General features: G+C 69.8%; 26 protein-coding genes and 3 pseudogenes. 24 read left to right on the top strand and 5 right to left on the bottom strand.

What is annotated here, in order from left to right:
- Positions 1-233: 233 nt before the first annotated feature.
- Positions 234-1,013 carry a class I SAM-dependent methyltransferase gene (locus tag ACGFNK_RS43680; RefSeq protein WP_393426329.1) on the top strand — a complete coding sequence of 260 codons (780 nt, stop codon included), beginning with the start codon at positions 234-236 and terminating at the stop codon, positions 1,011-1,013.
- A gap of 406 nt (positions 1,014-1,419) precedes the next feature.
- Here ACGFNK_RS43680 and ACGFNK_RS43675 read toward each other — a convergent pair whose 3' ends face one another.
- Entirely contained in the window at positions 1,420-1,869 is a 450-nt protein-coding gene (locus ACGFNK_RS43675; RefSeq protein WP_393426326.1) for a hypothetical protein, read from the bottom strand.
- Between the two features lie 215 nt (positions 1,870-2,084).
- Here ACGFNK_RS43675 and ACGFNK_RS43670 point away from each other — a divergent pair, with 215 nt between their 5' ends.
- Both ACGFNK_RS43670 and ACGFNK_RS43665 read left to right on the top strand, forming a co-directional pair.
- The gene (locus ACGFNK_RS43670) at positions 2,085-2,771 is read left to right on the top strand and encodes a hypothetical protein (protein ID WP_393426323.1); all 687 of its coding nucleotides are present in this window, start codon (positions 2,085-2,087) and stop codon (positions 2,769-2,771) included.
- Positions 2,772-2,976: 205 nt separating this feature from the next.
- On the top strand, positions 2,977-3,384 hold the full coding sequence (locus ACGFNK_RS43665; RefSeq protein WP_393426320.1) for a hypothetical protein: 408 nt from the start codon (positions 2,977-2,979) through the stop codon (positions 3,382-3,384).
- Positions 3,385-3,395: 11 nt separating this feature from the next.
- Here the strand turns inward: ACGFNK_RS43665 and ACGFNK_RS43660 are convergent.
- Positions 3,396-4,206: pseudogene (locus ACGFNK_RS43660) on the bottom strand (IS5 family transposase).
- Between the two features lie 153 nt (positions 4,207-4,359).
- Here ACGFNK_RS43660 and ACGFNK_RS43655 point away from each other — a divergent pair.
- The 17 genes and pseudogenes from ACGFNK_RS43655 to ACGFNK_RS43575 all read left to right on the top strand — a co-directional run.
- Positions 4,360-4,764 carry a PaaI family thioesterase gene (locus ACGFNK_RS43655; RefSeq protein WP_393426317.1) on the top strand — a complete coding sequence of 135 codons (405 nt, stop codon included), beginning with the start codon at positions 4,360-4,362 and terminating at the stop codon, positions 4,762-4,764.
- Positions 4,757-5,434: a TetR/AcrR family transcriptional regulator gene (locus tag ACGFNK_RS43650; RefSeq protein WP_393426314.1), complete on the top strand. Its 678-nt coding sequence runs from the start codon at positions 4,757-4,759 to the stop codon at positions 5,432-5,434. The genes ACGFNK_RS43655 and ACGFNK_RS43650 overlap by 8 nt, the downstream gene beginning before the upstream one ends.
- A 221-nt stretch (positions 5,435-5,655) precedes the next feature.
- On the top strand, positions 5,656-6,339 hold the full coding sequence (locus ACGFNK_RS43645; RefSeq protein ID WP_393426311.1) for a TetR/AcrR family transcriptional regulator: 684 nt from the start codon (positions 5,656-5,658) through the stop codon (positions 6,337-6,339).
- A gap of 261 nt (positions 6,340-6,600) precedes the next feature.
- The gene (locus ACGFNK_RS43640; RefSeq protein ID WP_393426308.1) at positions 6,601-8,181 is read left to right on the top strand and encodes an ABC transporter substrate-binding protein; all 1,581 of its coding nucleotides are present in this window, start codon (positions 6,601-6,603) and stop codon (positions 8,179-8,181) included.
- Positions 8,182-8,307: 126 nt separating this feature from the next.
- A complete protein-coding gene (locus ACGFNK_RS43635; protein ID WP_393426305.1) occupies positions 8,308-9,738 on the top strand; it encodes an amidase in 1,431 nt (476 codons plus the stop codon).
- Positions 9,735-10,766, top strand: a complete 1,032-nt coding sequence (locus ACGFNK_RS43630; RefSeq protein WP_393426302.1) for an ABC transporter permease — start codon at positions 9,735-9,737, stop codon at positions 10,764-10,766. The genes ACGFNK_RS43635 and ACGFNK_RS43630 overlap by 4 nt, the downstream gene beginning before the upstream one ends.
- The gene (locus tag ACGFNK_RS43625; RefSeq protein ID WP_393426299.1) at positions 10,756-12,621 is read left to right on the top strand and encodes an ATP-binding cassette domain-containing protein; all 1,866 of its coding nucleotides are present in this window, start codon (positions 10,756-10,758) and stop codon (positions 12,619-12,621) included. Before ACGFNK_RS43630 ends, ACGFNK_RS43625 begins: the two co-directional genes overlap by 11 nt.
- A complete protein-coding gene (locus tag ACGFNK_RS43620) occupies positions 12,621-13,445 on the top strand; it encodes an ABC transporter ATP-binding protein (RefSeq protein ID WP_393426296.1) in 825 nt (274 codons plus the stop codon). The genes ACGFNK_RS43625 and ACGFNK_RS43620 overlap by 1 nt, the downstream gene beginning before the upstream one ends.
- A 90-nt stretch (positions 13,446-13,535) precedes the next feature.
- Complete coding sequence (locus ACGFNK_RS43615; RefSeq protein ID WP_393426293.1) at positions 13,536-13,748, top strand: hypothetical protein; 213 nt, start codon at positions 13,536-13,538, stop codon at positions 13,746-13,748.
- A 138-nt stretch (positions 13,749-13,886) separates the two neighbouring features.
- Positions 13,887-14,591, top strand: a complete 705-nt coding sequence (ureA, locus tag ACGFNK_RS43610; protein WP_393426290.1) for an urease subunit gamma — start codon at positions 13,887-13,889, stop codon at positions 14,589-14,591.
- Complete coding sequence (locus tag ACGFNK_RS43605) at positions 14,588-16,297, top strand: urease subunit alpha (RefSeq protein ID WP_393426287.1); 1,710 nt, start codon at positions 14,588-14,590, stop codon at positions 16,295-16,297. The genes ureA and ACGFNK_RS43605 overlap by 4 nt, the downstream gene beginning before the upstream one ends.
- Positions 16,298-16,322: 25 nt before the next feature.
- Complete coding sequence (locus ACGFNK_RS43600; RefSeq protein ID WP_393426284.1) at positions 16,323-17,372, top strand: agmatine/peptidylarginine deiminase; 1,050 nt, start codon at positions 16,323-16,325, stop codon at positions 17,370-17,372.
- 9 nt (positions 17,373-17,381) lie between these two features.
- A complete protein-coding gene (locus tag ACGFNK_RS43595; RefSeq protein WP_393426281.1) occupies positions 17,382-17,651 on the top strand; it encodes a hypothetical protein in 270 nt (89 codons plus the stop codon).
- Positions 17,648-18,259: a TetR/AcrR family transcriptional regulator gene (locus ACGFNK_RS43590; RefSeq protein WP_393426278.1), complete on the top strand. Its 612-nt coding sequence runs from the start codon at positions 17,648-17,650 to the stop codon at positions 18,257-18,259. The genes ACGFNK_RS43595 and ACGFNK_RS43590 overlap by 4 nt, the downstream gene beginning before the upstream one ends.
- 321 nt (positions 18,260-18,580) lie before the next feature.
- Entirely contained in the window at positions 18,581-19,021 is a 441-nt protein-coding gene (locus ACGFNK_RS43585) for an Lrp/AsnC family transcriptional regulator (protein WP_189327429.1), read from the top strand.
- A 50-nt stretch (positions 19,022-19,071) separates the two neighbouring features.
- Positions 19,072-22,053 carry an aminotransferase gene (locus ACGFNK_RS43580; protein ID WP_393426274.1) on the top strand — a complete coding sequence of 994 codons (2,982 nt, stop codon included), beginning with the start codon at positions 19,072-19,074 and terminating at the stop codon, positions 22,051-22,053.
- 18 nt (positions 22,054-22,071) lie between these two features.
- A pseudogene (locus tag ACGFNK_RS43575) lies at positions 22,072-22,353 on the top strand (transposase); the annotation flags it as partial.
- 57 nt (positions 22,354-22,410) lie between these two features.
- On the opposite strand, the pseudogene ACGFNK_RS43570 reads toward ACGFNK_RS43575, so the two are convergent.
- A pseudogene (locus ACGFNK_RS43570) lies at positions 22,411-22,677 on the bottom strand (alpha-amylase family glycosyl hydrolase); the annotation flags it as partial.
- Between the two features lie 400 nt (positions 22,678-23,077).
- On the opposite strand from ACGFNK_RS43570, the gene ACGFNK_RS43565 reads away from it, so the two are divergent.
- Both ACGFNK_RS43565 and ACGFNK_RS43560 read left to right on the top strand, forming a co-directional pair.
- Positions 23,078-23,563 carry a hypothetical protein gene (locus ACGFNK_RS43565; RefSeq protein ID WP_393426271.1) on the top strand — a complete coding sequence of 162 codons (486 nt, stop codon included), beginning with the start codon at positions 23,078-23,080 and terminating at the stop codon, positions 23,561-23,563.
- Positions 23,564-23,802: 239 nt separating this feature from the next.
- Positions 23,803-24,234 carry a hypothetical protein gene (locus ACGFNK_RS43560; RefSeq protein ID WP_393426268.1) on the top strand — a complete coding sequence of 144 codons (432 nt, stop codon included), beginning with the start codon at positions 23,803-23,805 and terminating at the stop codon, positions 24,232-24,234.
- Between the two features lie 402 nt (positions 24,235-24,636).
- Here the strand turns inward: ACGFNK_RS43560 and ACGFNK_RS43555 are convergent, their stop codons facing one another.
- A complete protein-coding gene (locus ACGFNK_RS43555) occupies positions 24,637-25,290 on the bottom strand; it encodes a TetR/AcrR family transcriptional regulator (RefSeq protein ID WP_393426265.1) in 654 nt (217 codons plus the stop codon).
- A gap of 91 nt (positions 25,291-25,381) precedes the next feature.
- On the opposite strand from ACGFNK_RS43555, the gene ACGFNK_RS43550 reads away from it, so the two are divergent.
- A complete protein-coding gene (locus ACGFNK_RS43550; protein WP_393426262.1) occupies positions 25,382-25,792 on the top strand; it encodes a DUF4345 domain-containing protein in 411 nt (136 codons plus the stop codon).
- A gap of 124 nt (positions 25,793-25,916) precedes the next feature.
- Entirely contained in the window at positions 25,917-26,075 is a 159-nt protein-coding gene (locus tag ACGFNK_RS43545; RefSeq protein WP_393426259.1) for a hypothetical protein, read from the top strand.
- Here the strand turns inward: ACGFNK_RS43545 and ACGFNK_RS43540 are convergent.
- A partial coding sequence (locus tag ACGFNK_RS43540; RefSeq protein ID WP_393424372.1) for a transposase occupies positions 26,065-26,205 on the bottom strand: 141 nt, incomplete at its 5' end. The two genes, ACGFNK_RS43545 and ACGFNK_RS43540, sit on opposite strands and share 11 nt — an antisense overlap.

Here is a 26,205-nt window from a genome sequence, read left to right as displayed (position 1 = left end):
CCCGTAGCTCTCGACGAGTGTCGTTTGTCGATGAGTTCGGATGTCAGCCGAGGACCAGTGAGCCTCTAAATGTCGCGAGTTTCGATGTCACTCGGGTACGTAAGGTGCATCTGCACCAGGTCGTCGGGGGATCTGTCCCAGGTTCAGCGGAAAGCGATCACCCGGTGCGAGCGGTTCCCGGTGGGGCGGATGCCCGGCAGTGTGGGGGTATGACGGTGGGATTCAGTGGCGCTGTGGCCGAGTACTACGCGAAGTTCCGGCGTGGGTACCCTTCCCAGGTTTTTGATGCCTTGGAAGAAGCCTTCGAGTTGTCGGAAGCCGATGTCGTGCTCGACGTGGGGTGTGGCACTGGCCAGCTTGCCCTTCCCTTCGCTTCCCGGGTTCGTTCCGTGGTGGGAATGGACCCTGAGCCGGACATGCTGCGGCTGGCCCGGGATGCAGCCGATGCCCAGGGGATCCGGAACGCGACCTGGATGCTCGGTGCCGACACCGATGTTCCGGCGCTGAGGGCACTGATGGGAGAGCGGTCGCTGGCGCTGACGGTCATCGGACAGGCGCTTCACTGGATGCAGCACGATGAACTCTTCCGCGCTGTGTCGCCGCTGCTCCGTAGAGGTGGAGGCATCGCGGTGATTTCGAACGGAATGCCGCTGTGGCTGCAGGACAGTGCATGGGCCCGTGCTCTGCGCGGGTGTCTGGAAGGGTGGTTGGGCACCACGCTGGAAGCGTCCTGCGGCACCAGTAGCCACGACCGGCGGAGGTATGCGCAGGCGCTGGAGTCCGCGGGTTTCGTCGATGTGCGGGAAATGGTGGTCGAATACAGCGGTGAGCTGAGCTTCGCTCAGCTGTTTGGCGGAGTGTGCTCGGCAATCCCCGCGGATCAGTTGCCCGGACCGGACGACCGCGCCGTCTTCGCCGAACGTATCCGGCAGGCACTTCCCGCGGACGAGCGGTTCACCGAGCATGTGAGGGTATCCACGCTCGTGGGACAGGTCGGGAACGTGGACGCTTAGCCAGCTGTCGCACCGGCCCGTGCGTGGGTCTGTGCGAGTCGGTAGGCGTCAGGACATGCCAAATCCGCCTACAAACTGGGGTGTTGGCGTACCGAGGAGCAACGTACACGGGAGCACTGACAACGCCCGCTGTGCTGGGGAGGACCCGCACAGCGGACCACAGGGCAAGTGCTGCAAGCAGCCGCGCGAGGGAAAGGCGTGGAGCGTCTTCCTGGGCTGCCTGGCCCTAACAATCGTCGACGGCCAGGGCATCGAGGCCCATGTGCGGTGAGCTTCGGTCCGCTCATCGTTCTGCTCGGCCCGCACCGCCCCGACGAGTCCGATCAGCGCGATTCGGTCGGAGAAGACGCCGAGGGAAACACGTCCGCCCCGCACCGGTCGGTGTGGGACGGACGCGTTCGGCGGGTCAGTCACAGAAGTGGCCCCACGACTGGTTGGGACTCCAGGTCTTCTCACCGGAGGACGCGCCCCTCCAACTGAACGTCGCCACCACGCGGAAAGTCGGGTTTCGCCAGTTACACGGGTTGACGGTGCTGGTGCCGGCCCAGTCCTCGGTGCCATGCCAGCCGTCGTAGTCAGTCGCGGAGCGCACCGTCACCCAGGCCCAGCCGTCGGCGGTGTTGCTGAAGTTCTGAAGCTTCACGTTGGTGACCTTGACCTGGTAGCTGCCGCCACCGGCGACGTCGGTGATCTTCGCCCGCGCTCGGTAGGTATCGGCGGTCTCGTCCCACCAGACGGTGGCGCAGCGCTTGACCTCGGTGCCGTAGCACTCCCATTCGCTTGCTGCGGATGCCGACGACGGAGTGAGGACGATCGACTGGACGCTGACGTTGCCGATCTTCTCCGTACTGGGCACTGTGCCCACCCCCTGCCAGGCCGGAGCACGGCCCCGCCGTGAATGGGGAACCCCGGCCCGCCCGACAGCGGCAGAATTGCCGCGTCACTGCGAAGAGCGGGGTCTGTGTGCACCGAGCACTCCACCGGGGCTTGTATACGAGATCAGCAGAGCGTCAAAGATGGGTTCTCAGCTGTGGGCGTGCGCTCTGGTGGCAACAGCGTGAGCATGAGGGCATGGATGCGCGTCTCAAGGTGTCCCGCACCGTCGCCGCAGCTGTATTGCTCGTGGTCATGGCCGCCTGTTCCGACAACTCCGACCAGGCTTCGAAAGGGACCACAGCCCCAGACACCCCCACAGCCCCCGTCGCCCCCACGGCCGGAGCGCCGCCGGGGGCGGAGGTGCTCGGCACGGTACGGACGGGGGAGCCGTTCACCGTGACGGTCGTGTATAGCGACCCCGCCGACGATCCAGACCGTTGGCAGTTCACCGTACGCAGCGTGACCTGCGGCAAGCCGCTGGACCCCGCCGTCATGGCCCATGCAGCCGAGTCGGTCGGCTCGCCCACCCCCACTCCCACACCCGAGGCCGGCAAACAGTTCTGCGTCGTGGCCATAGACGCGCTCAACGCCGGCAAGAGCGAGGCGGTCTGGAACGCCGACGGCTCGGTGAGCCTGAACGTCGGCGACACCCGTTACACCCAGCCGCAGGAGGACGCCGACTACGCCTTGGACTATGCGCAGTACTACTTCGATAAAGGACAGACGGGACCGACGTTCGGGCTCAACCCGGGCAGCCGGGGACCGGCGCACGGGGTCTTCCAGATCCCGACAGGACAACAGCCGACCAGTATCTGGGTCACCGGCTCAGCTATCACCACGATTGACGGCGTGGAGCCGGGCTGGCTGGTGCTCCTCAAGTGAGGCGCTTCTCGTCACCTTGCGGGCCCCATTTCGTCGGTTCCTCGCGCTCACGCTGGTTGTGGAGGCGGTGATAGCCCGCCACTAGGCCGCCACTAGGCCCTCTCTTATGGATCAAGCGCAGAGCGGTTGCTGTCGGTGCCAACCTCTACGCTGCGCACTGATCGAACGGTTCGGATGGGAAGGCATCAGCCTTGGGTGGCAACGCGTGGTGGCAGACAGTCCCGTATCAGGACAATCTGACGGCGGCATTCCGGCAGGCTCAGGAGCAGGACTGGCGAAGGACAACCACGGTTTCGAGGGCCGCACCATAGAAGAGCTATGGCAGGACGAGGAGTGGACGGAGTACATCCTCACCGGTGGCACCGGCACAGTGCTGGACCTCATCCACATCGTCGACCCCACTGATACCGAGTGGGGGCCTTTCATGCGGCCGTTGACCGACGGCGAGGTGCGGACGTGGGCTCCCAGCGGCCGGCCCACTCATGCCGAGTGGGTCAATGCCCTGGAAACCGAGCGGCTGCCCTACCCCGGGCGCGCCTGCGGTAATTGCACGGTGCTCTACCGCGACGGTCAGCCCACCGAGATCGCCTACTGGGGTGTCACAGCCGACTAGCGCATCGCGGATCAGCGTGCCGACCACAGGAAGATACCTGCGAGGTGCAGCCCGGCAAGGTAGACGGTGGCCGTCTTCTCGTATCGGCTGGCGATGCCGCGCCATTGCTTCAGGCGGTTGATGCAGCGTTCGACGGTGTTGCGCTGCTTGTATGCCTCTCGGTCGAAGGCCGGAGGCCGTCCGCCCCGGCTGCCGCGGCGTTTGCGGTTGTTCCGCTGGTCAGCGGGCGTAGGGATGACGGCGCGGATACTGCGTCGTCGCAGGTGATCACGGATGGCGCGAGAGGAGTACGCCTTGTCCGCCAGGACTGTCTCAGGGCGAGTGCGGGGTCTGCCCGTTGCCCTGGGCACCCGCAACTCGGCCATCACGGACTCGGAAACCGGTGCGTCCCCGGCCTGTCCCGGGGTGAGAACAAAGGCCATCGGCCGGCACTGACTGTCGGCCGCAAGGTGAATCTTGGTGGTCAGCCCGCCGCGGGACCGGCCGAGGGCATGATGGTGCGGCTCCTTGGCGGGCGCCCCTTTTTACGGGCCCCGGCGGCGTCCTGGTGGGCGCGGACGATGATGGAGTCCACAGCGGCCACCCAGTCCAGGTCTTCGTCGGCGTCGGCCTGGGCGAGGAGGGTAGTGAAGACCCGCTCCCACGTGCCGTCGATCGCCCAGCTCCGCAGCCGGGTGTAGACCCCTTCCACGAGCCATATTGCTCGGGCAGGTGCACCCACTGTGAGCCTGTCTGGAACTTCCAGGCGATGGCATCGATCACCTCCCGGTGATCCCGCCATCGGCCACTCCGCCGCGGTGTCCGGTTCGGCAGGTGTCTCATCCGAGTGACAGCTCGGCGTCTCTCAGCACGCCTCCGATCGGCACCGGAAGACTGCACAGCCCTGCTGCCTCGCGCCACAGGCGTGGACACGAACCGTGACGCCCACATAACATGTCACCGTTAACTTAACGGCGACAACCTGAGGGGCCCGCGATGACCATCACCGAGCAAGACGTCTACACCTTGGCGCCGTTCGCCAGGACGCTCGGGATACGCTTCGGAGCCCTCAAGGCCGACGCTGTCACCGCGCAACTCGCCTACACGCCCGAGCAGTCCACCGTCGGCGCCGCGATGCACGGCGGGGCACTGATGGGGCTGGCCGATGTAGCCGGCGCCGTGTGCGCCACGCTGAACGGGACCGCCGACACCGTCCCCGCGACCATGGAATCCACCACCCACTTCCTGCGGCCCGTACACGGCACCGGCGCCTTCGCGACCTCCCGCCCGCTGCACGTCGGCAAGTCAACGGTCGCCGTGGAAATCGACATCAGGGATGACAAGGACCGGCTCTGTACCCGCGTCACTCAACTCGTCGCCCTCCGGAGGCGCCATGACTAAGGAACCCGGCCAGACCACGGCCGACGGCCGCGCCAGCGCAACCGAAGGCCGTCGGCGCAGTCGCGCCAAGCGAGGCCACGGCGGCCGACTGAGGGACGAGCTCATCGAAGCGGCCGGCACGCTGCTCGACGACGCCGGCGAGGACGGCGTGACCATCCGCGCGGTGGCACAGGCTGTCGGGGTCAGCACCCCCTCGGTGTATCTGCACTTCGACAACCGACTGGAACTGCTGCACACCGTGTGCCTCGGGGTCTGGGACGAGCTCGGCCGACGGATGCTGAGCATCAGCGCCCAGACCACCGACCCGTTTGCCGAACTCCACCAGCGCAGTGTCGCCTACATCAGGTTCGGGCTCGACCATCCCCTGCGCTACCGTCTGGTCGCGACCGGACCCGCGACAGCCGCCACTGAGCAGGTCGCCGACGCCTGCTTCCGATTCCTACGGGAAACGGTGCAGCGATGCGCCGACGCCGGCGTGTTCCGCGGCGATGTGACGGCGCTGACCCGGGCGATCTGCGCGTGCCTGCACGGTGCCGTCTCGCTGCTGATCCTCCAGCCGACTTCGAAATGGCCCGACGACATCCCCCAGTACGCAGACGATGCCGCCACTCTCGCCTGCCAGGGCGCCGCCGCCCTCTCACGCGCGCACCATGGCCGCTACGGAACGTGAACTGTTCTGCCCTGGGCAACGCTCCGCTACGCCTCGCTGGCGTCCGTTTGCGTGCTGCAGGGCGGACCGGACGGCCGTAGCGGCGTCCCTTGTTCGCCCCGGTGGCCGGGCCCAGGACGATCCGCTCAACACCAGTCGCTTAGGCTGGTTTCCTTGTCGCCGGTAAGGAGGCGCAGGCCGCGGCAGCGTGTGCTCGCCGTCCGTCCGAGGGAGGCGTTCGCGTGGCAGTTGCCGGAGGCCGGTCGACGAAGCGGCTCCAGCGGGGAACTCTTTCCCGGGGGCTCATCGTGGGGACCGCGCTGCGGATCCTCGACGAGGACGGGCCGGACGCGCTGACCTTCCAGCGACTTGGCAAGGAGCTGTCCTCCTCCGCGACCGCGGTCTACCGGTACTTCGCGAGTCGCGATCACATCATGGTCGCCGTCGCGGATGAGCTCGACAGGATCTCCCTGGAGGGTTACGAGCCGCACGAGTCGTGGACCGAGTCGCTGCGGGACCTGGCGACCCGTGCCTGGAACACCGCGCTGGACCACCCGGCCGCCGCCGCGCTCTGCATGGGGAGAGTCACCCGGGGCGTTCACGAGTTGCGTGCCGTCGACGCCGTCCTGGAAGCGTTCCACCGCGGCGGCTGGCGCGGCCGGGCGGCCGTCCTGCACTACCAGGCGTTCTCGAACTTCATCCTCGCCGTCGCCAGCAACAACGCCTGGCGACTGGTCAACCAGCGGTTCGGCGCCGAGGTGAACTGGGTGCAGGAGTACCAGCCGGCGGATCCTGACGCGTACCCCTACGCCGAGGCGGCGAAGGAGCACTTGCGCAGCATCGACATGACCGACGTCTTCCACCGGCAGATGGACCTCGTCCTCGCGGCCCTTGAGGCGGAGGCGGCGACCCTCCCGCGCGACTGACACGCGTCAGTCTTCGCGACCACCGCCCAGCAGCGTTCTCGCGGCCGAAATCGGCGGCAAGGGCGGCGCAAAGATAGTGAACGCTATTGACTACGCCATTCACTTGGCTGCATCCTCTCCACACCGAGTGCTCCAGGGCTCGCTCCCAAGCGGCGTCCACCGAGCGCCGCGCGCACCGCCTCCACCCCGAACTGTTCGCGCTCGTCCCGCCCGATCCCGTGCGACCTGCGCAGAGCGCGACATCCCTCTCCAGGAGCACCCATGCGCCAGACCCGTACCCGCGCGGTCCCCGTGACCGCAGCCGTCGCCATGACGGCCGTACTCGCCGGCTGTACCACCACGGGATCGACGTCCGGAGACCCGAGCGGCGGCGATGCCGCCACGGCGACGAAGATCCGGACGACGATCGACGTGCCGGCCGGCTTCGACCCGGCCAAGGCTCTGTCACTGCCGGACTACCAGCTGGCCCGGAACAGTTACGACACCCTCGTGCGCAAGGACGACGGCGGGCTCGTCGGCGGGCTCGCCACCAAGTGGAAGAACACGCCCACCTCGGCCACGTTCACCCTGCGCGCCGACGCGACCTGCGCCGACGGGACGCCGATCACGCCGACGGTCGTCAAGGCGTCCCTCGACCGCTACATCGACCCGAAGACGGCGGCGCCCGATCTCCCCACGGTCTTCGGCCCCGGCAACACGGTGAAAGTGACCGCCGACGACGCGGCGCGGACGGTGAAGATCACGCTCGCCAGGCCGTGGGGCGACATGGTCACCGGCCTGTCGGTCGCGAGCACGGGCATCGTCTGCCCTGCGGGACTCAAGGACCTCAAGGCCCTTGCCGCCGGTAAGGCCAAGGGTTCCCAGTCCGGCCCGTACCTTCTTGAGAAGTCCCAGTCCGGCGTCTCGTACTCCTACACGCTTCGCCCGGAGTACAAGGCATGGCCGGCCTGGCGCACGAATATTTCCGGCAAGGTCGCCGCGACACTGGAGTACCTGGTCTCGCCCGACCCGACGGCGACCGGCAACCTCGTGACAAGCGGCCAGCTCGACATCGGCAAGATCGACGCCTCCGGCATCCCGCGCTTCGACGGCGTGGGCGGCCACAGCGTGAGCATCAGCCGGTTCTCCGACTTCTACCTGCTCTTCAACGAACGACCCGGCACGGTCTTCGCGGACGTCGCCACTCGCCGGGCGGTCGCCCAGGCCGTCGACCGCGTCGCCTTCACCAAGGTCGTCTCGAAGGACACGGGTGAGCCGTCGACGATGTTCGTGCAGAAGGGCGTCCCCTGCAACGAACCCGGCTCCTCCTTCCTCGTACCGACGGACAAAGCCGCCGCGGCGGACGTGCTCAAGGGCAAGAAGATCCGCCTCGTCGGCCCCCAGGTCGTCGGGCCCGCCGGCGCCGGAAACCAGTACATCCAGGAGGCGCTGCGGGCCGCGGGCGCGGACGTCACCCTCGCCAACGTCGACGTCGGGGCCTGGGTCGGGACCGTGTTCGGCAAGCCTGACGCCTGGGACCTCACGGTCTTCGCCGACCTCAACTTCCTCGGCAGCCTCGCCAACCCGCTCGCCCACTTCGTGGGCCCGACCGTCCCCGAAGGCGGCGGCAACCTCGGCGCGGTGAAGAACCCCGTGGTGAACAAGGCCTTCGCCCAGGGCGCCGAGGCGACGACCGACAAGGCCCGCTGCGCCGCCTACCAGACGGCTGCCAAGGCCCTGATTTCGCAGGTGGACGCGGTGCCGCTGGTCAACGACCCGTTCATCTACGCACTGCGCAAGGGATTCAGCGCACAGATGCTCGGCGGCTCGCTCGACGACCCCATCCTGCGCATCACCGGCTGACGGACAGGCCGTCTGCACGCGGCGGAGACCCACGCGGCCGGACCCGACCCGTCCGGCACGGAGATCCCCGCGCTGTTCCGGAGCCCCGCACCGAGCCCCTTGCACCTTTCCGACAGGAGCCCCCTGGTGATCGACCCCTTCAGTACCGCCCAGCAGATCGCCGACCTCGTGCGCACGAAAGAGGTCAGCCCGGTGGAGGTGGCCGAGACCTACCTCGACCGCATCGAGCGGATCAATCCCGCCGTCAACGCCGTCGTCTGGCTCGACGCCGACGCCGTGCGCGCGGCGGCCGTCAAGGCCGAGCGGGCGGTGCTGAGCGGCGAACCGCTCGGCCCGCTGCACGGCGTCCCCGTCCCCATCAAGGACCTCAGCTCCGTCGCGGGACAACCCAACACGATGTCCTCGCTGGCGATCCGCGACACTCCGCAGACGCTCACGGACCCCGACGTCCAGCTCCTCCTCGACGCCGGCGCGATCCCCCTCGGCCGGACGAACTCGCCGGAGTTCGGTGCGCTGACCGTCTCCGAGAACGCCCGGCACGGCAAGACGCGCAACCCGTGGAACCCGGCGCACACCTCCGGCGGGTCGAGCGGCGGCGCGTCGGCGGCCGTCGCGGCCGGGCTCGCCCCGGTGGCGCACGCCGGCGACGGCGGCGGATCGATCCGGGTCCCGGCGTCCGTCACCGGCCTCGTGGGCCTCAAGCCGAGCCGGGGACGCGTGCCCGCGTTCGTCCGGGGCTGGGAACACTCGACGACCGAAGGCGCGATCACCCGCACCGTGCGCGACGCGGCCCTCATGCTCGACGTCATGGGCCGTGCCGACCGGCTCGCCTGGTACAGCGCGCCCGAACCGGGTCGCCCGTACATCGAGGAGGTCGGTGCCGATCCCGGGCGGCTGCGGATCGGCCTGCTCCTCGACGCGCCGACCGGGCTGCCGGTCGACGAGGAGTGCCGCAAGGCGGCGCTGACGGCCGCGCAGGCACTGCGCGACCTGGGACACGACGTCGTCGAGGCCCGCCCGAAGATGTTCTCGCACGAGGCGATCATGGGCTTCACCTGGACGATCATCAGTGCCTCCACCTACGCCATCGAGGTCGACGATCCCGACGCGGTGGACCCCTACATCCGGCGCCGCCGGGAAACCGCCCTCGAGGTCACCGCGGGCGACTACGCCCGGACGGCGGCGCTCCTGCAGGCCGAGTCACGCGACGTGGTCGCCCAGTGGGGCAAGGACTTCGACGTTCTCCTCACCCCGACCACGGCGGTCGTGGCGCCACCGGTCGGCCCCGTGTACGACGAGGCGAACTCCGACCCGGACGGCCCGCGGGCCACCGAGACCCGGATGGTGTCATTCACCGCGTTCGTCAACATCGCCGGGCTGCCCGCCATCTCGCTGCCCGTCCATACGACCCCGGACGGGCTGCCGGTCGGCGCGCAACTCGTCGGCGCACCCTACGACGAGGCGACGCTGCTGCGACTCTCGGCCCAGCTCGAACCACGGTTCCGCTGGCACGAGCGGCATCCGGACGACGCGGCGCTCACGGCGGCGGCGCTGTGAGCGCCGGGTCCGCGGTCCCGGCCGGGCCGGTGCCGGCCGCACCCGTCCGGCGCGTGCCCCGGACGCGGCTGCGCGGTGGCTGGGCCGGGTTCGCCGTCCGCCGGGCGGGCGGCCTGCTGATGTCCATGCTGCTGCTCGTCCTCGTGACGTTCCTCATCGTGCCCCTGCTGCCCGGGGACCCGGCCCGCGCGATCGCCGGCACCAACTCGTCCCCGGCCGCGCTCGCGTCGATACGCGAACGACTGGGCCTCGACGAGCCGATGGCGACGCGGTTCGTCCACTACCTCGGCGACATCGCGTCCGGACGGCTCGGCACCTCGTTCCGGTTCGACACCCCGGTCGCGGACATCGTCGCGACACGGTTGCCGTACACCGTCCAGCTCGTCATCCCGGCCGTCCTGCTCTCCTTGGTCATCGCCGTCCCGCTGGGCATGACCGTCGGTGTCCTCACCCGTGACGGACGCCGCCGCCGGCTCGGCGTCGGCTTCGGCACGGTCGCCGGGCTCCTCGCGTCGGCGCCGGTCTACGTCGTCGCGACCCTCCTCATCGTCCTGTTCTCGATCAGCCTCGGGCTGCTGCCGTCCGGCGGCGCCACGACACCGAGCGCGCTCGTCCTGCCGATCGCCGCGCTCTGCATCGGCCCGGCCTTCGCCATCGCCCGGGTCGTCCGGCAGGAGACGGCCTCGGTGCTCGCCCAGGACTACATGAGGACCGCTCGCGGCCACCGTCTGGGATCCGTGCGTCTCCACCTGCGCCACGCGCTGCCCAACCTCGTGACGAGTGTCCTCACCCTGAGCGGTCTCGTCCTCACGTCCCTGCTCGGCGGGACGATCATCCTGGAGAACGTCTTCACCTACCCAGGGCTCGGCACCGAGGTCGTCCAGGCGATCATCTACAAGGACTATCCGGTGATCCAGGGCATCATCCTCGTCGTCGGCATGCTCGCCCTGCTCGTCAACCTCCTCGTCGACGTCGTCCTCGGGATCGTCGACCCCCGCACTCTTGAGGGAGGTCGTCGTGGCCACTGACACGACCGTGCGCCGATGGCGCCGCAACCCGTCGCTGCTGTCCGGCGCGGTGATCCTCGGACTGCTCCTCGTCGTGGCCCTCGTGGCCCCGCCGCTGCTGAGCGACTCCGCCGAGACCCTCACCGACGACGCCCGGCTGGGGCCCGGTGCCGAGCATCTCCTCGGCACCGACGCCTTCGGCCGTGACGTCCTCGCCCGGGCGCTCGTCGCGACCCGCCTCACCCTGCTCATGGCCGCCGCCGCCACCGCCGCCTCGTTCGTCGTCGGCGTCGCGATCGGCGCGCTGGTCCACCTGGCCCCCGGGTGGCTGCGCGAGACCTGTCTGCGGCTCATCGACTCGGCGGTGGCCTTCCCCTCGCTCGTGCTCGCCCTCGTCATCGCGGCGGTGCTCGGGCCGGGCATGGGGTCCGCGATCGTCGCGATCGCCGTCGCCGGCGTCCCCGGGTTCGCGCGGTTGACGGCGAATCTCGCCGCGACCGTCGCGGACAAGGACTACGTGCTCACCGCGCGCCTGCTCGGCGTTCCCGGCCTGCGCATCCTGGGCCGGCATGTCCTGCCGAACATCAGCGGGCCTCTGCTGGTGCTCCTCGGTTCGAGCTTCACCCTGTCCCTGCTCGACATCAGCAGTCTGTCGTTCGTCGGCCTCGGTGTGCAGAACCCGCAGTACGACTGGGGCCGGCTGCTCAACGAGGCGCTGCCGTCGATCTTCGCCCAGCCGTCGATCGTCCTTGCTCCGTCGATCATGCTCATCGTCACCGGTGTGGGCGCCATGCTCCTCGGAGACGGCGTGGCCTCACTCGTCGACCCGCGAACCCGCGGCACAGCGCCCGCACCGGCCAAGACGGCGGACGCGGCGGGACCGGCCGCCCCGGCACAGGACGGCGCGGCGCAGGCGGCGCAGGCGCCTCAGGCGCTTCAGGCGTCGGGCGGTGCGGGGGCAGCGTCCGGCACGGAGCCGGACGGCCTGCTGACCGTCGCCGGGCTGACCGTGCGGGCCGGCGACCGGACACTCGTCGACGACGTGTCGTTCACCATCGGGGCCGGCCAGATCGTCGGCCTCGTCGGGGAGTCGGGCTCGGGCAAGTCCACCATCGCCATGGCGGTCGCGGGCCTGCTCCCCGAGGGCGTACGGGCGAACGCGTCGCGCCTTGCCCTCGGCGACCTCGACCTGCTCGGAACACCGCCGGAGCGACGCCTCGCGACCGAGATCGGCATCGTCTACCAGGACCCGATCGGCACGTTCAACCCCGCGCTGAGGCTCGGCACCCAGCTCACCGAGGTGGCCAGGGTGCATCTGGGGACGCCCCGGCGTCAGGCCGCGCAGGACATGGTCCGCGCCCTGGCCGACATCCACGTCACAGAGCCGGACCGGCGGCTGCGCCAGCACCCGCACGAGCTGAGCGGCGGCATGCTCCAGCGCGCCTCGATCGCCTCCGCGATGACGACGAATCCGCGGCTGCTCATCGCCGACGAACCGACGACGGCCCTCGACGTCACCGTCCAGGCGGAGGTGCTGCGCCAGTTCCGGCGCATCAACCGCGAGCACGGCACGGCGATGCTGTTCATCTCGCACGACATCGGCGTGGTCGGCGTGCTCTGTGACACCGTCCTGGTGCTCCACGGCGGCCGGGTCGTCGACCGGACGACCGGCAGCGACCTGCGCCGGGGGAGGGCCACCCACCCGTACACCCGCGCGTTGCTCGCGGCGACGCCCGCCGCGGCCGAGGCCGGCGGAACCCTCAGCGCCGTCCGGTGGACGGCCGGCGCGCATGCGGCGCAGCCGAGCGGGGCGCCGTCTGACGACCTTTCCGACAAAGCCGCGGACCGCCCCCCGGCCGCGGAAGGGAGCCGCTGATGTCCGCCATCGCCACCGCTCCGGACCCGCAGACGGCCGCCCCGCTGCTGCGCGTCAACGACCTCACCGTCGAGCTCGGCCACGGCGCCGCGGCCCGCAGGGTGCTCAAGGGAGTCTCGTTCGACATCCCCCGGGGCAGCACCCTCGCACTCGTCGGCGAGTCCGGGTCGGGCAAGACGACGCTCGCGCGGACACTCGTCGGCGTCCACAGGCCGTCGAGCGGCCGGATCCTCGTGGACGACGCCCCGCTGCGCACCTCGCGCGGACGGGCGGGAGCCGCGACGGTCCAGATGATCCCGCAGGACCCGTACTCCTCGTTCGACCCGCGACGCACCGTCGCGCAGTCGCTTGCCGAGGCACTCGATCCGATCCGGGCCAGGGTCAAACCGGTCCGGACCCGGATCGCCGAGCTGCTCAGCCAGGTGAGCCTCGACCCGGACACCATGGACCGCTACCCGCACGAGTTCTCCGGCGGCCAACGGCAGCGGCTGGCGATCGCACGGGCCCTCGCACCGCGTCCCCGGTTCGTCATCGCCGACGAGATCACCTCGGCCCTCGACCTGACGACCCAGGCCGAGATCCTCAACCTGCTCGCCGATCTGCGCCGTCGGCTCTCGCTGACGATGCTGTTCATCTCGCACGACCTGGCCGTCGTCCGGCACGTCAGCGACACGGTCGCGGTCCTGCTGCACGGGGACGTCGTCGAACTCGGCCCGACCGGAGCCACCTTCGCCGCGCCGCATCACCCGTACACCGCTCAACTCCTCGCGTCCGTACCGGGCGACCCGAGGTTCCGCCTCGACGACGAGCCCGCCAGGACGTGAATCGACCCGACGCGGTGCGGCTTCCAGCCCGCCGACCGGCCCATGCGGGTCGGCGGGTCGTGCGGCGCTGTCGGCTGGGACCTTCGCCGCGTGCGGGGCGGCACCGCGGCACTGTCCCTCACTCAGAGCGAGGGCGAGGACGAGCGCGTGCGCGGCTTGCTGGTGACGACGGACAACGGCAAGCACTGGCGGACGCTCCTCGCCGGCGGCATTCGAGACCAGGTCCCGCGGGCCGCTCGTGCGTTCCTCGTCGGGGATGGTGTCGACTCTGCGCTGTTCCGTGGGTATGCAGGTCTCCCTTGATCGGCCGCCTGAGGTGTCTCGAGGATTAGAGCGACGTGCAATGTGGGGGATCGGTTTGGCTGAGTCAAAACTTCGCCCCCAGGCATTCCATGCTTAGAGTGTTGCTCTAACTGAGTGAAGTGAGGAGGTGCCCACGGCATGAGACTGACTCCCACGGAGCGTGACCGGCTGCTGCTCTTCGGAGCCGCCGAGCTGGCCCGTGCCCGCCGCGCCCGCGGTCTGCGGCTCAACGTGCCGGAGGCGACCGCGCTGATCGCGGACACCGTCTGCGAGGCCGCCCGCGACGGTGCCCGGCTCGCGGAGGCCGTCGAGCGCGCCAGATCCGTGCTCGGCCCGGACGACGTGCTGCCGGGTGTCGCGGACGTCGTCACCGAGGTGCATGTCGAGGCGGTCTTCGACGACGGTTCGCGGCTCGCGGTCGTGAGCGACCCGATCGGCGGGAGTCTCGGTGAGTGGGCTCCGGGCGTGCTGCTGCCGGGTCCCGAGCACGCCGAGCCCGAGGCGGCCGTCCGGCTGACGGTCACCAACACCGCCACCGTGCCGGTCTCCGTCACCTCCCACTTCCACTTCTTCGAGGCCAACCCGCGGCTCGACTTCGCACGGGAGAGGGCCTATGGGATGCGGCTCGCCGTACCCGCCGGGTCGTCCGTGCGGTTCGGGCCGGGGGAGAGCCTCGAGGTCGGGCTGGTGCCCATCGGGGGCGACCGGATCGCGATCGGGTTCGCCGGTCTGGTCGACGGGGCACTGGACGCGCCCGGCGCCCGCGAGGAGGCACTGCGCCGCGCCGCCGCCTGCGGCTACCTCGGCGTACCGGAAACACCTGATACGGAGGTCGAGCGATGAGCCGCCCAGGAGGCCACCCCGCCGAGGCCCGCCGCCTCAGCCCGTACGAGTACGCCGCCACCCACGGCCCGCGCGCGGGCGACCGGATCCGGCTGAGCGACTCCGGCCTGACGATCCGCGTCGAGTCCGACTCCCAGCGCTACGGCGACGAGTTCCTCGCCGGGTTCGGCAAGACCGCCCGGGACGGACTGCACCTCAAGGCGGCCGCCGTCCGGGAGACCTGTGACGTGGTCATCAGCAACGTCGTCGTGATCGACGCGGCGCTGGGGATCCGCAAGGTCTCCATCGGCATCAGGGAAGGCCGGATCTGCTCGGTCGGGCGGGCCGGGAACCCCGACACCCTCGACGGGGTCGACGTCGTCGTGGGCACCGGGACCTCGATCGTGTCCGGCGAGGGGCTCATCGCGACCGCCGGAGCCGTCGACACCCACGTCCACCTGCTGTCGCCGCGGATCATGGAAGCCTCGCTCGCCTCCGGCGTCACCACGATCATCGGGCAGGAGTTCGGGCCCGTGTGGGGCGTCGGGGTCAACTCGCCGTGGGCGCTGCGGCACGCGTTCAACGCCTTCGACGCCTGGCCGGTCAACATCGGCTTCCTCGGGCGCGGTTCGTCGTCCTCCTCGGCGCCCTTGGTGGAGGCCCTCGCCGAGGGCGGCGCGTCCGGCTTCAAGGTGCACGAGGACATGGGCGCCCACACGCGCGCCCTGGACACCGCCTTGCGTGTCGCCGAGGAACACGACGTCCAAGTGGCCCTGCACAGCGACGGGTTGAACGAATGCCTGTCGGTCGAGGACACCCTGCGCGTGCTGGAGGGCCGGACCATCCACGCCTTCCACATCGAGGGCTGCGGCGGCGGACACGTCCCGAACGTGCTGAAGATGGCCGGCGTCCCGAACGTCATCGGCTCCTCCACCAATCCCACCCTCCCCTTTGGCCGGGACGCCGTCGCCGAGCACTACGACATGATCATCTCCGTCCACGACCTCAAGCCCGACCTGCCCGGCGACGCCGCCATGGCCCGCGACCGCATCCGCGCCGGGACCATGGGTGCCGAGGACGTGCTGCACGACCTGGGGGCGATCGGCATCACGTCGTCGGACGCGCAGGGGATGGGGCGGGCCGGCGAGACCGTCCGCCGTACGTTCGCGATGGCCGGGAAGATGAAGGCCGAGTTCGGCGCACCCGACGACCACGACAACGAGCGCGTCCTGCGCTACATGGCCAAGCTGACGATCAACCCGGCCATCGCGCACGGCCTTGCCCACGAGGTGGGGTCGATCGAGGTCGGCAAGCTCGCCGACATCGTGCTGTGGCGGCCGGAGTACTTCGGCGCCAAGCCGCAGCTGGTGCTCAAGGCCGGCTTCCCGGCGTACGGCGTGGTCGGTGACCCGGGCGCCGCCACCGACACCTGCGAACCCCTCGTCCTCGGCCCGCAGTTCGGGGCCCACGGCGCCACGCCCGCCGACATCTCGGTCGCCTTCGTCGCCCGGGCGGCCGTCGACCAGGGCAACGACTCGATGCCGACCCGGCGCCGCAGGGTCGCCGTACGGGGCACGCGCGGCATCGGCCCGGCCGACCTGTGCCTCAACTCCCGTACCGGAGCGGTCGATGTGGACCAGCGCACGGGGCTGGTCACGCTCGACGGAGAGCCGCTGCGCTCCGAACCGGCCGAGTCCGTCTCCCTCAACCGCCTGTATTTCTTTTGAATGTCACAGCCTGTAAGGATCACTCATGTCTGCTGCCGCCGACGGCTTCCGTATGCCCGCCGAGTGGACCCCGCACGAGCGCACTTGGATGGCGTGGCCGGGCCCGAACCCGACCTTCGACGACCCCGAGGACCTCGCCGCCGCGCGCATCGCCTGGGCCTCGGTCGCCCGCGCGGTGCGCCGCTTCGAGCCGGTGACGGTGGTGTGCGGCCCCGGACAGTCGGCCGAGGCGCGCGCTCTGCTCGGGCACGGCATCGACACGGTCGAGCGGGACCTCGACGACGCCTGGATGCGCGATATCGGGCCCACGTTCCTCACCAACGGCGCCGGTGAACTCGCGGCCGTAGACTGGGCGTTCAACGGCTGGGGTGCCCAGGACTGGGCGCGCTGGGAGCACGACGCGAAGATCGCCGTGTACGTCTCCGACCTCGCGGGCTCAGCGAAGACGTACACCTCGGAACTCGTCAACGAAGGCGGTGCCATCCACGTCGACGGCGAGGGCACGGTCCTGCTGACGGAGACGGTCCAGCTCGGGCCGGAACGCAACCCGCACTGGACCCGCGAGCGGGTGGAGGCCGAGATCCACGCCCACCTCGGCACCCGCAAGGCGATCTGGCTGCCGCGCGGCCTCACCGGCGACTACCCCCCGTACGGCTTCGGCACCCTCGGCCATGTGGACATCGTCGCCGCGTTCGCCCGTCCCGGTGTGCTCGTGGCACATGTGCAGCCGGACCCGGCCCACCCCGACCACGAGGTGACGCAGGAGGTCGTCGGCCTGCTGAAGGCGCAGACCGACGCGCGCGGCCGGCGCCTGGAGGTCGTCGAGGTGCCCGCCCCGACCGTCCTGGAGGCCGACGGCCACTGGGCCGACTACTCCTACATCAACCACTATCTCTGCAACGGCGGCGTCGTCCTGTGCGGCTTCGACGACCCCCGGGACGAGATCGCGGCCGGCATCTTCCGACGGCTGTTCCCGCAGCGGACGGTGACACTGGTGGACGCGCGGACGATCTTCGCGGGCGGCGGCGGCATCCACTGCGTCACGCAGCAGCAGCCGAGGGCCGTGGTCAGGTAGAACTTACGGGTGAATGTGCTGACCTGCGTCACCCGCGGAACACGGCTGACCCGGCCGCTGCGGCTGCGGCTCCTGCCCGAGGTGCCGACCCGCCCGGAGCACGACGGCCGCAAGAACCCCGACGGGGCCGTGGGGGACCCCGACGGGCAGGGGTTCATGACGACCGCCGGGCCGCGTGACACCTTGGCGGTCCACCCCGAGGACACCCGCGGCCGTCTCCGCGCCGACCCCGCCTCGCAGGAGATCGGCTGCTGCGGTGCGCCGGGGCGTGCGGCATGACCGCCCCGGGAGCCCGCCGCCGCACCCCCGCTCCGCCCCGCGAGGACGTGCTCGCCGCCGCCATGGACATGATCGCCGAGCGCGGTCTGGAGAAGCTCACCATGGCGGCGCTCGGTCGTGAGCTCGGGATGAGCAGCGGCCATCTCCTCTACTACTTTCACTCCAAGGACGAACTGCTGCTCCAGGCCCTGGAGTGGAGCGAGGGCCGGCTCGGCGCCGAGCGCGGCCGGCTGCTGACCCGCACCACGTCCGCCCGTGAGCGGCTTGACGCGTACGTCGACCTGTATGTGCCCGACGGCCACCGGGACCCGCACTGGACGCTGTGGCTGGAGGTCTGGAACCGCTCGCAGAACGCCGACGACGCGGGGCGCGACCGCCAGGCCGCGATCGAAGGCGCCTGGCACCGCGACCTGGTGGCACTGCTGGCGGAGGGGGTGTCGAGGGGCGAGTTCCGGCCGGTCGACCCGGACCGTTTCGCCGCCCGACTGCGGGCGCTGCTCGACGGGTTCTCCATCCATGTGGCGATAGGGCTGCGGGGCATGGATCGGGCGCAAGTCCTGCGCCACGTACGGGAGTTCCTGGACGACGGCCTCCTCGCGGACTCCTGATCGGGGGAGCCGGTGGAGCCGGGGGAGGAGCGTCCACGGGGACGCCGGCCCGGCGAACAACAGGCACGAACGGCTCCGGCAGCACGAGTGTTCCTGCACGACCGGAGGAAGCCCTGGCCCCCACAGCCGTCCGGAACAGGACTCGGAGACCTTCGGTCGCCGGGTCCTCACACAACGTCAGGACTCTTGAGCGCGCACGGGAACCCGCCACACGATTCGCTCGATTCCATCGTCTTCACACTTGAATCGAGCACACGGGTCCGGCATTGTGCTTGAAACAGGCGCAATGTCTGCCGTTCACGCAGGAGAGAGAGGTGCTGCATGGACGACATCGACCGGGCCATCCTGCGGGAGCTGCAGGTCGACGGCCGGATCCCTTACGCCGATCTGGGTCCGAAGGTGGGGTTGTCACCCTCGGCCGCGAGGCTCCGGCTGCAGCGGCTGATCGACACCAAGGCGGTCCAGGTCGTCGGAGTGACCGACCCGATGACGATGGGCCAGCAGTCGATGGCACTCCTGGGCTTGCGCATCGACGGCGATTCCCGGGCGGTCGCCGATGAACTGTCCCGGCACGACGAAGTCGTGTACACGGTCCTGACGGCCGGCGGCTTCGACCTGTTCGCGGAGGTGGTGTGCCCTCAGCCTCGGGATCTTCTGGACTTCATCAACGACGTCGTGCGGCCCGTCGAGGGTGTCGCATCCGTGGAGAACTTCCCCTACTTCGCGATTCACACTCACCGCTTCTTGTGGCACGTCGACTGAGGGATCCGAGCGTCCGAGCCCTGTTTGCCCGCACCAGCGGAGGAACCTGCATGCTGCCCGACGAGTACCGCACGATCGACTTCTTCACCAAGGACGCCCTTCCCGCACCCCGCATGGCGCCGGCCGAGGCTGAGCTCATCGCTGCCGAACACCTCGGCATCACTGCTCGCGCGCAGGCGCTGGGCAGCCAGCAGGACGCCAACTTCCTGCTGCACGCCGACGACGGGACGCCCGCGGCGATTCTGAAGATCGCCAACCCCGCCTTCGGCACGGTGGAGATCGAAGCCCAGGACGCGGCAGCCGACCTGATCGCCTCGGCCCGCCCGGAACTGCGCATCGCCACGGTCCTGCGCCGCCCTGACGGTACCCCGCGGCGCACGACGGTGGACACCGAGAACGGTCCGGCCGTCGCGCGCCTGCTGCGCCACCTGCCCGGCGGCACGCTCTCGGGACCACGGCACCTGTCCCCCGGCAGCGTGGCGGGCATGGGCACGATCGTCGCAAAGGTCGGCACCGCCCTGCGCGACTTCCGGCACCCGGGCCTCGACCGCGTGCTCCAGTGGGACCCGCAGCACGCCGATCGCGTCGTCGCCAAGCTCGCCGGGCACATCGACGAACCCGACCGGCGCACCGCCGTCCGGACCGCGACCGCCGAGGCCTGGGCACATGTCCAGAAGCTCGCCGCCACGCTGCCGTCGCAGGCCGTGCACCTGGACCTCACCGACGACAATCTGATCCGCTGTCCCGACAGCCGTCCGCCCATGCCGGACGGGGTCATCGACTTCGGTGACGTGACCACAAGCTGGGCGGTCGGCGAACTCGCCGTGTCACTGTCCTCGATGCTCCACCACGACGGTATCGAGCCTCACCACGTGCTGCCGGCCGTCCGCGCCTTCCACGCCGTTCGGCCGCTCTCCCCCGAGGAAGCCGAGGCGGTGTGGCCGATCGTGGTCCTGCGCGCCGCCGTCCTGGTGGCCAGCGGGCGGCACCAGGCCGCCGTCGACGAGAACAACGTCTACGCCAAGGCCGCGCTCGACCGCGAATGGCGCATATTCGAACAGGCCACCCGTCTGCCCCTGCCGGTGATGATCCGCCTCATCGGGGACGCGATCGGCATGGCCGCCGTGCCTGCCCGGACCGCGCAGGCCGATGCGCCGGTGCGCCCTCTCCTGCGGGGCCTCGTCGCCGATGACATCACCCTCCTCGACCTGTCCACCGAAGCCGATTCCATGGACCACGGAGCCTGGACGGACGCCGGCACCGAGGTCCGGCTGGTGACCTCCGCGCTCGCGGACGGAGCGGCCGCTGTCGCCACCCGGTACGCCCAGGCGCGACTCACTCGGACACCGGCGCTGTCGGCGGTGTCCACCGCCACGGTGCCCACCGGAATCGACCTCTGGCTCGGCCGGGATGCCGTGGTGCAGGTGCCCGCCGCGGGGAAGGTCCTCGCTGCGGCGCCGGGCCACGTGGAACTCACCTACGGCGCGCAGGCGCTGTCGCTGTCCTTCCCCCGCGCGGTCCGGCCCGTGGTCACCACCGGTGCGACGGTGCAGGCGGGCGAGGACATCACCCACCTCAGCTCAGGTGCCTCGGTCCACGTTGCACTGCGCGACGCCGACGGCCCCGCTGCCCCGCGACTGGTTCGTCCCGAGTACGCCGCCGGCTGGCTCGCGCTCACCGCCGACCCCGCCCCGCTCCTCGGCCTCCCGGCCGACTCCGACCGTACGCCCGAGAGGGACCTGCTCGACCGGCGTGACGCCGCGTTCGCCACCGTGCAGGAGCACTACTACGCCAACCCTCCGCGTATCGAACGTGGTTGGCGCCACCATCTGCTGTCCACCGACGGCCGGTCGTACCTCGATATCGTCAACAACGTCACTCCATTGGGCCACGCCCACCCCCGCGTCGAGCAGGCGGTCTCCCGGCAGTTGCGGCGGCTCAACACCAACTCGCGCTTCCACTACGCCTCCGTGGTGGAGTTCACCGAGCGCCTCGCCAACCTCCTTCCCGACCCTCTGGACACGGTGTTCCTCGTCAACTCCGGTTCAGAAGCGGTGGATCTGGGCCTTCGCCTGGCCATCGGGGCGTCCGGCCAACACGACGTCGTCGCGCTGCGCGAGGCGTACCACGGCTGGACGTACGCCTCCGACGCGGTCTCCACCTCGCTCCAGGACAACCCGAACGCCCTGGCCAACCGCCCGAGCTGGGTGCACACCGTGGACTCGCCCAACTCCTACCGCGGCCGCCACCGCGGGTCGGATGCCGTGCGCTACGCACCCGAGGCCGTCGCGGTGATCGACGAACTGGCCGCTGCCGGCCGCCCGGCGGGAGCATTCATCGGCGAGACCTTCTACGGGAACGCCGGAGGAGTCGCCCTTCCCGACGGCTATCTCGCCCAGGTGTACGCGGCGGTACGGCGTCACGGCGGTCTGGCCGTCGCCGACGAGGTCCAGGTCGGATACGGCCGCCTGGGACACTGGTTCTGGGGCTTCGAGCAGCAGCAGGTCGTCCCCGACATCGTCTGTGTCGCCAAGGCCATGGGCAACGGACACCCCCTCGGTGCCGTCATCACGTCGAAGGCGGTCGCGGACCGGTACCGCGACCAGGGCTACTTCTTCTCCTCCACCGGCGGCAGCCCCGTCTCCAGCATCGTGGGCCTCACCGTCCTGGACACCCTGCGCGACGAAGACCTCCAGGGCAACGCGGCGCGCGTCGGCGGCCATCTGAAAAGCCGGCTCGAGGCACTGGCCGACCGCTACGGCATCATCGGCGCCGTCCACGGCTCGGGCCTCTACCTCGGCCTCGAACTCGTCCGGGACCGCGCCGGCCTGGAACCCGCCACAGAAGAGACCGCCGAACTCTGCGACCGCATGCTCGCCCTCGGCGTGATCGTCCAGCCCACCGGGGACCACCTCAACATCCTCAAGATCAAGCCACCGCTGTGCATCGACACCACCGCAGCCGACTTCTTCGCCGACATGCTCGACCTGGCCCTCACCCAACTAGGGTGCGTCTTCAGAAGTGGATCTTGATGTGTCAAGATCCACTTCGTGGGGCGGCATGATCTGACGAATGCGCAGTGGGCGAAGCTGGAGCCTTTGCTCCCGGTGGGCAAGAAGCCTGGACGGCCACCGGTGCACACCAAGAGGCAGTTGATAGACGGCATACGCCGGCGTACCCGCGCTGGCGCTCCATGGCGGGACGTACGCGAGCGGTACGGCCCGTGGGAGACGATCTATGGCCTGTTCCGGCGTTGGCAGCGGGATGGCACCTGGCACCGGATCTTCGAGCAGTTGCAGGCTCAGGCCGACGCCGAGGGACTGATCACCTGGGATGTCTCGGTGGACTCGACCATAGCCCGCGCCCACCAGCATGCGGCGGGTGCCCGCGGAGGTGTGGTTCGGGACGATGTCCGGGATGATGCGGATTCCGTGCTCGTGGGCTTCGGCGATGAGCTGCTCGGCGTTGGCGATGGTGCCGAACAGCGGGTCGATGGCGCGGAAGTCGGCCACGTCGTAGCCGCCGTCCGCCATCGGGGACTTGTACCAGGGGTTGATCCAGATGGGGACCACCAGTCCGACGCCAAGTCCGGCAACGGTCAGCACGGATCCGGAGGCGACCACGAAGCCGTCCGCGAAGAAGAAGCCGAAGCGCAGCGCTTGAGATGACGGCTGCCAGGCTCGGCGACCAGGGGCAGATCCCCGGCAGGACGGCCTGCTGATCCTGCTCTCTCGAGATCGATCGCCCCATGTCGTCGAACCTTGAGCATTGCCAGCGAACCTTGATGATCATTAGGTTTGTGCCACCGAAGTTTGAGTGGCACAACGTGGGCTGGTCGTCAGGGGTGGAGTCGGGAGCGTACGCGGATCCGGGCTTGGCCGACGGGCTCTTGGACGTCTTCCGCGAGCCGGATCAGTTGCGGGCTGGACAGGGCCGCGCGGGTGGGGGATCGGCTTGGGCGCCCTCACCAGCGTCCCCAGAATCTATGGGTTGCACGCACCTGAGCTGAGCGACTACGCACTGGCCGCACGCACAAGACCACCGAGAGGACCGCTAGTGAAGCGTTCGGCGCCTAGCCCGAGCTGGAAGAAGAACGCCAAGCAGGCCGCCGCGCTCGTAGCCCTCGGCGGATTTCTTGCATTGTCGCTGTGGCTCGGTGATGAGCTGTGGAATCTGTCCGCGTACTGGCCGGCGTCGGGCATCGGATTCGGCGCCACCGTCGGCGTGCTGCTCCCGATCACGTTCACGGCTGCCAAGCGCTCCTTCCGCCGGGTCTACTCGGACAGGAGCAAGCACTCGACCCGGTGGGGCATGGCCGCCATCGTGTACGCGGCAGTGGCCCTCGTGAGCGCGTTGGCCGCATCCCGCGCGATCCCCGGAAAGGGCTCGGCCTCCTGCCGCAGCGAGTGGCAGCCATGCTGGGTGAACCACCTCTATCCGGGGGCCTTCCTCGTGACACTCGGCAGCTTGGCCGCGACGGTGGCCGTGATGCATTGGCTGCCGAGCTGGATGTCCAAGCTGCGCGCCCGGTCCCGCCGGTAGCCGCCGGTCGGCGGAGGTGGGACGGGACGTGTCCGGAACCGCCAGGAGATCGCATGGCTTTCCCCGCACCTTAAAGTCCCCGACAGCGTCAACATCTCAGAGCGCCGACGAGCCACCGCCCAAACTTCGATGTCACACGCTCAAGGTTCGATGTCACAGGACATCGATGGTCTGACCCGCACGGCGGAACACATGCTGTCGCTCTTGATTCATTAGAACGAATGTACGAATATCGAGTCGTGACTGCAAGACCGGTGGCGAGCGTGCGTTCGGGGGGCGGCGCCGGTGAGTCGGCGTCGTCCTCGCCGCTGAGTGCTCTGCTGCCGTGCGGGCGGATCCGCCCCGGCACGGCGGCAAGCGCCGGCGGGGACATGCCGCTGCTGCTGGCGCTGGCGGCGGAAGCGTCCACGGAGGCCGTCGGCTGGGCGGCGGTGGGCTTGCCGCAGATGGGGGCGCTCGCAGCCGAGGCCGCGGGGCTGGACCTGGCGAGCGGCGTGCGGATCGACGATCCGGGCCGGCAGTGGGCGCAGGTCCTGGCCACCCGTCGCGAGGCGGTCCCCGTCGTCCTGGTCGGCCCCAGCGGTACCCGACCGGATCGCGCGGCGGCTGGCCGCCGTACTGCGGCGCAGCGGAACGGTCCTGCTGGCCGCCGGCCCGTGGCAGGGGGCTGAGGCGCGGCTGCAGGTGGTCTCTGCACGGTGGGAGGGCGTGGGGGATGGGCGCGGTCTGCTGCACGGTCGCCGGGTAAGGGTGGCGGGCGCGGTGCCGCGGCCGTGCCCCGGTACCGTCTTCGACGACGCGATCACCCGAATTGACGCGATCAAGCAGGCCGTCGGCACGATGCCGTCTTCTCTGGGGGTAACCGTGTGGAGCGAGGCGAGCGGATTACCTTTTGTGCAGCTCAGCGCCGGTGTGATCGACACTATCGTGCGCAACAGGTGTGGCGCCACTGCCGGGTCGCCGAGCGGGATCGCCGCCTCAGCGTGGTGCAACGCCACCTCATTCCCCACCTGTAGCGTCGGCTTCCCCATCCAGACGTTCGAGCCCGACCTGCTGGCGGCGCATCGGGCTCTCTACATGTTGTGGGGCGGGCAGCCCTGGGCAGCCGCGCCGGACTCTTGTGGCGGCCAGTCGGGGGCAGGGTCTTCGGCGAGCAGCGGCCGGAGGGCGCCGAGAACTGCGCCGATGCAGGCGTCGCGCAGCTGAGTGCGGGTACAGGTCTCGTGGGTAAGCCAGTCGACGCAGAGGACCTGGACGAAGACCAGCCAGCTCTTCAGGACATCGGACACGGCCTCGCGGGCGCTTTCGTCCGCGAGCGGGAGTACGGCCAGCAGTCGGGCACGGAGTGCGTCCAGCTCGTTCGTCATGATCGTCTGGATCACCGGGTCGCCCGCGAGGACCCGGTTCGCCGCGAGGACGGCGTTGCGGTTCGCCACGAAGTAGTCGAGATGGACGTCCATGCCCTGGATGAGCTGCTCCATCAGGGGGGCGGCGGGGTCGAGCTGTGTTTCGGCGAGCAGTTGATCCGCTGCCTGCTGGTAGACGGCTGCGAAGAGGGCGTGCTTGCTGGGGAAATGACGGTAGAGCAGGGCCCGGGAGACACCGGCCTGTTCGGCGACTTCCTCCATCAGCACGTCGGCGTAGGGGTGGGCTGCGAAGAGCCGTGCGCCGACGGCGAGGAGCTGGGCGCGGCGGTCGGCGGGGCTGAGTCGTCGGCGCGGAGGCATGAACAGAGCTTAGTTGACATGTGTCTACTAGTGCACCCATTGTAGTAGACGCATGTCAACTAAGCTTCGTTCAGGACGGCTTGGAGGAATCATGGCCAGGACTCTGCGTCTACTCGCACAGCTGATGGGCTGGACCTGCGTGGCGATCGGCCTCTTCCACGTGGCACTCGGCAACGCGGCGATCCCTGGTGCCGCTTCCGCCGGTGCGACGGTCGACAGCTGGGGCCGGTTCATGGGGGCCGCGTTCGCCGGCTACGGGCTGGCCTGGCTCTGGGCCGTGCGGCAGCGTCCGATCCCGGCTCGGGTGGTGCGGTGGCTGGCCGGCGTTTTCCTACTGGGGGGCGCGGGCCGGCTGCTCTCGCTCGCTGTGCATGGATGGCCGCAGTGGTTTCAGATCGCACTGGCGGTGATCGAGCTCGGCCTGCCGCCGGTCTTCTTCTGGCTGGCCGACGCAGAGGAGCGGACCTTGCGCAGCGATGTGGAAGTCGTGCCCGCCGGGTGAAAATGCCTGAGCGCGCCCGGACCGGCCACTTGGACGGGGGAGTTGACGCTGAGACCGCCTCCCAGGCGCCTCCCAGGTCCTGGCCGGCCTCGCGCGCACCCTGCACGTACCGGTCCTGGCCGTCGTGGACAGCGACGACTCCACGCTCCTGGGCCTCCTGGACGCCGACGTCCTGATGACGCTCGCGGCCACCACCGACCCCTCCAATGTCCAAGTGACGGTTACGGAACGCGACTTCGGCACGATCGGCTCGGCGTACCTTAGACGTCATCTCATTTGGTGAGTCTGCGGTAGCAGATCAGGGTGCAGGCGATGCTGGTGAAGGCGAGGAAGTGGTCGGCCTTGCGTTCGTAGCGGCGGTGCAGACGTCGGCATCCGGCGAGCCAGGCCATGGTGCGTTCGATGGTCCAGCG

Source organism: Streptomyces sp. NPDC048825 (genome assembly GCF_043198355.1).
Taxonomy (GTDB): Bacteria; Actinomycetota; Actinomycetes; order Streptomycetales; family Streptomycetaceae; genus Streptomyces; species Streptomyces xiangluensis.
Note: the sequence above shows the minus strand (reverse complement) of the source record. Positions and strands in the feature narration are given on the sequence as shown.

Excerpts from the sequence above, each read along its gene's own strand:
- ACGFNK_RS43600 (WP_393426284.1), top strand. The coding sequence starts at position 16,323 with ATGTCTGCTGCCGCCGACGGCTTCCGTATGCCCGCCGAGTGGACCCCG.
- ACGFNK_RS43585 (WP_189327429.1), top strand. The coding sequence starts at position 18,581 with ATGGACGACATCGACCGGGCCATCCTGCGGGAGCTGCAGGTCGACGGC.
- ACGFNK_RS43590 (WP_393426278.1), top strand. The coding sequence starts at position 17,648 with ATGACCGCCCCGGGAGCCCGCCGCCGCACCCCCGCTCCGCCCCGCGAG.
- ACGFNK_RS43655 (WP_393426317.1), top strand. The coding sequence starts at position 4,360 with ATGACCATCACCGAGCAAGACGTCTACACCTTGGCGCCGTTCGCCAGG.
- ACGFNK_RS43555 (WP_393426265.1), bottom strand. The coding sequence starts at position 25,290 with ATGCCTCCGCGCCGACGACTCAGCCCCGCCGACCGCCGCGCCCAGCTC.
- ACGFNK_RS43670 (WP_393426323.1), top strand. The coding sequence starts at position 2,085 with ATGGATGCGCGTCTCAAGGTGTCCCGCACCGTCGCCGCAGCTGTATTG.
- ACGFNK_RS43640 (WP_393426308.1), top strand. The coding sequence starts at position 6,601 with ATGCGCCAGACCCGTACCCGCGCGGTCCCCGTGACCGCAGCCGTCGCC.
- ACGFNK_RS43580 (WP_393426274.1), top strand. The coding sequence starts at position 19,072 with ATGCTGCCCGACGAGTACCGCACGATCGACTTCTTCACCAAGGACGCC.
- ureA (WP_393426290.1), top strand. The coding sequence starts at position 13,887 with ATGAGACTGACTCCCACGGAGCGTGACCGGCTGCTGCTCTTCGGAGCC.
- ACGFNK_RS43650 (WP_393426314.1), top strand. The coding sequence starts at position 4,757 with ATGACTAAGGAACCCGGCCAGACCACGGCCGACGGCCGCGCCAGCGCA.
- ACGFNK_RS43550 (WP_393426262.1), top strand. The coding sequence starts at position 25,382 with ATGGCCAGGACTCTGCGTCTACTCGCACAGCTGATGGGCTGGACCTGC.
- ACGFNK_RS43605 (WP_393426287.1), top strand. The coding sequence starts at position 14,588 with ATGAGCCGCCCAGGAGGCCACCCCGCCGAGGCCCGCCGCCTCAGCCCG.
- ACGFNK_RS43620 (WP_393426296.1), top strand. The coding sequence starts at position 12,621 with ATGTCCGCCATCGCCACCGCTCCGGACCCGCAGACGGCCGCCCCGCTG.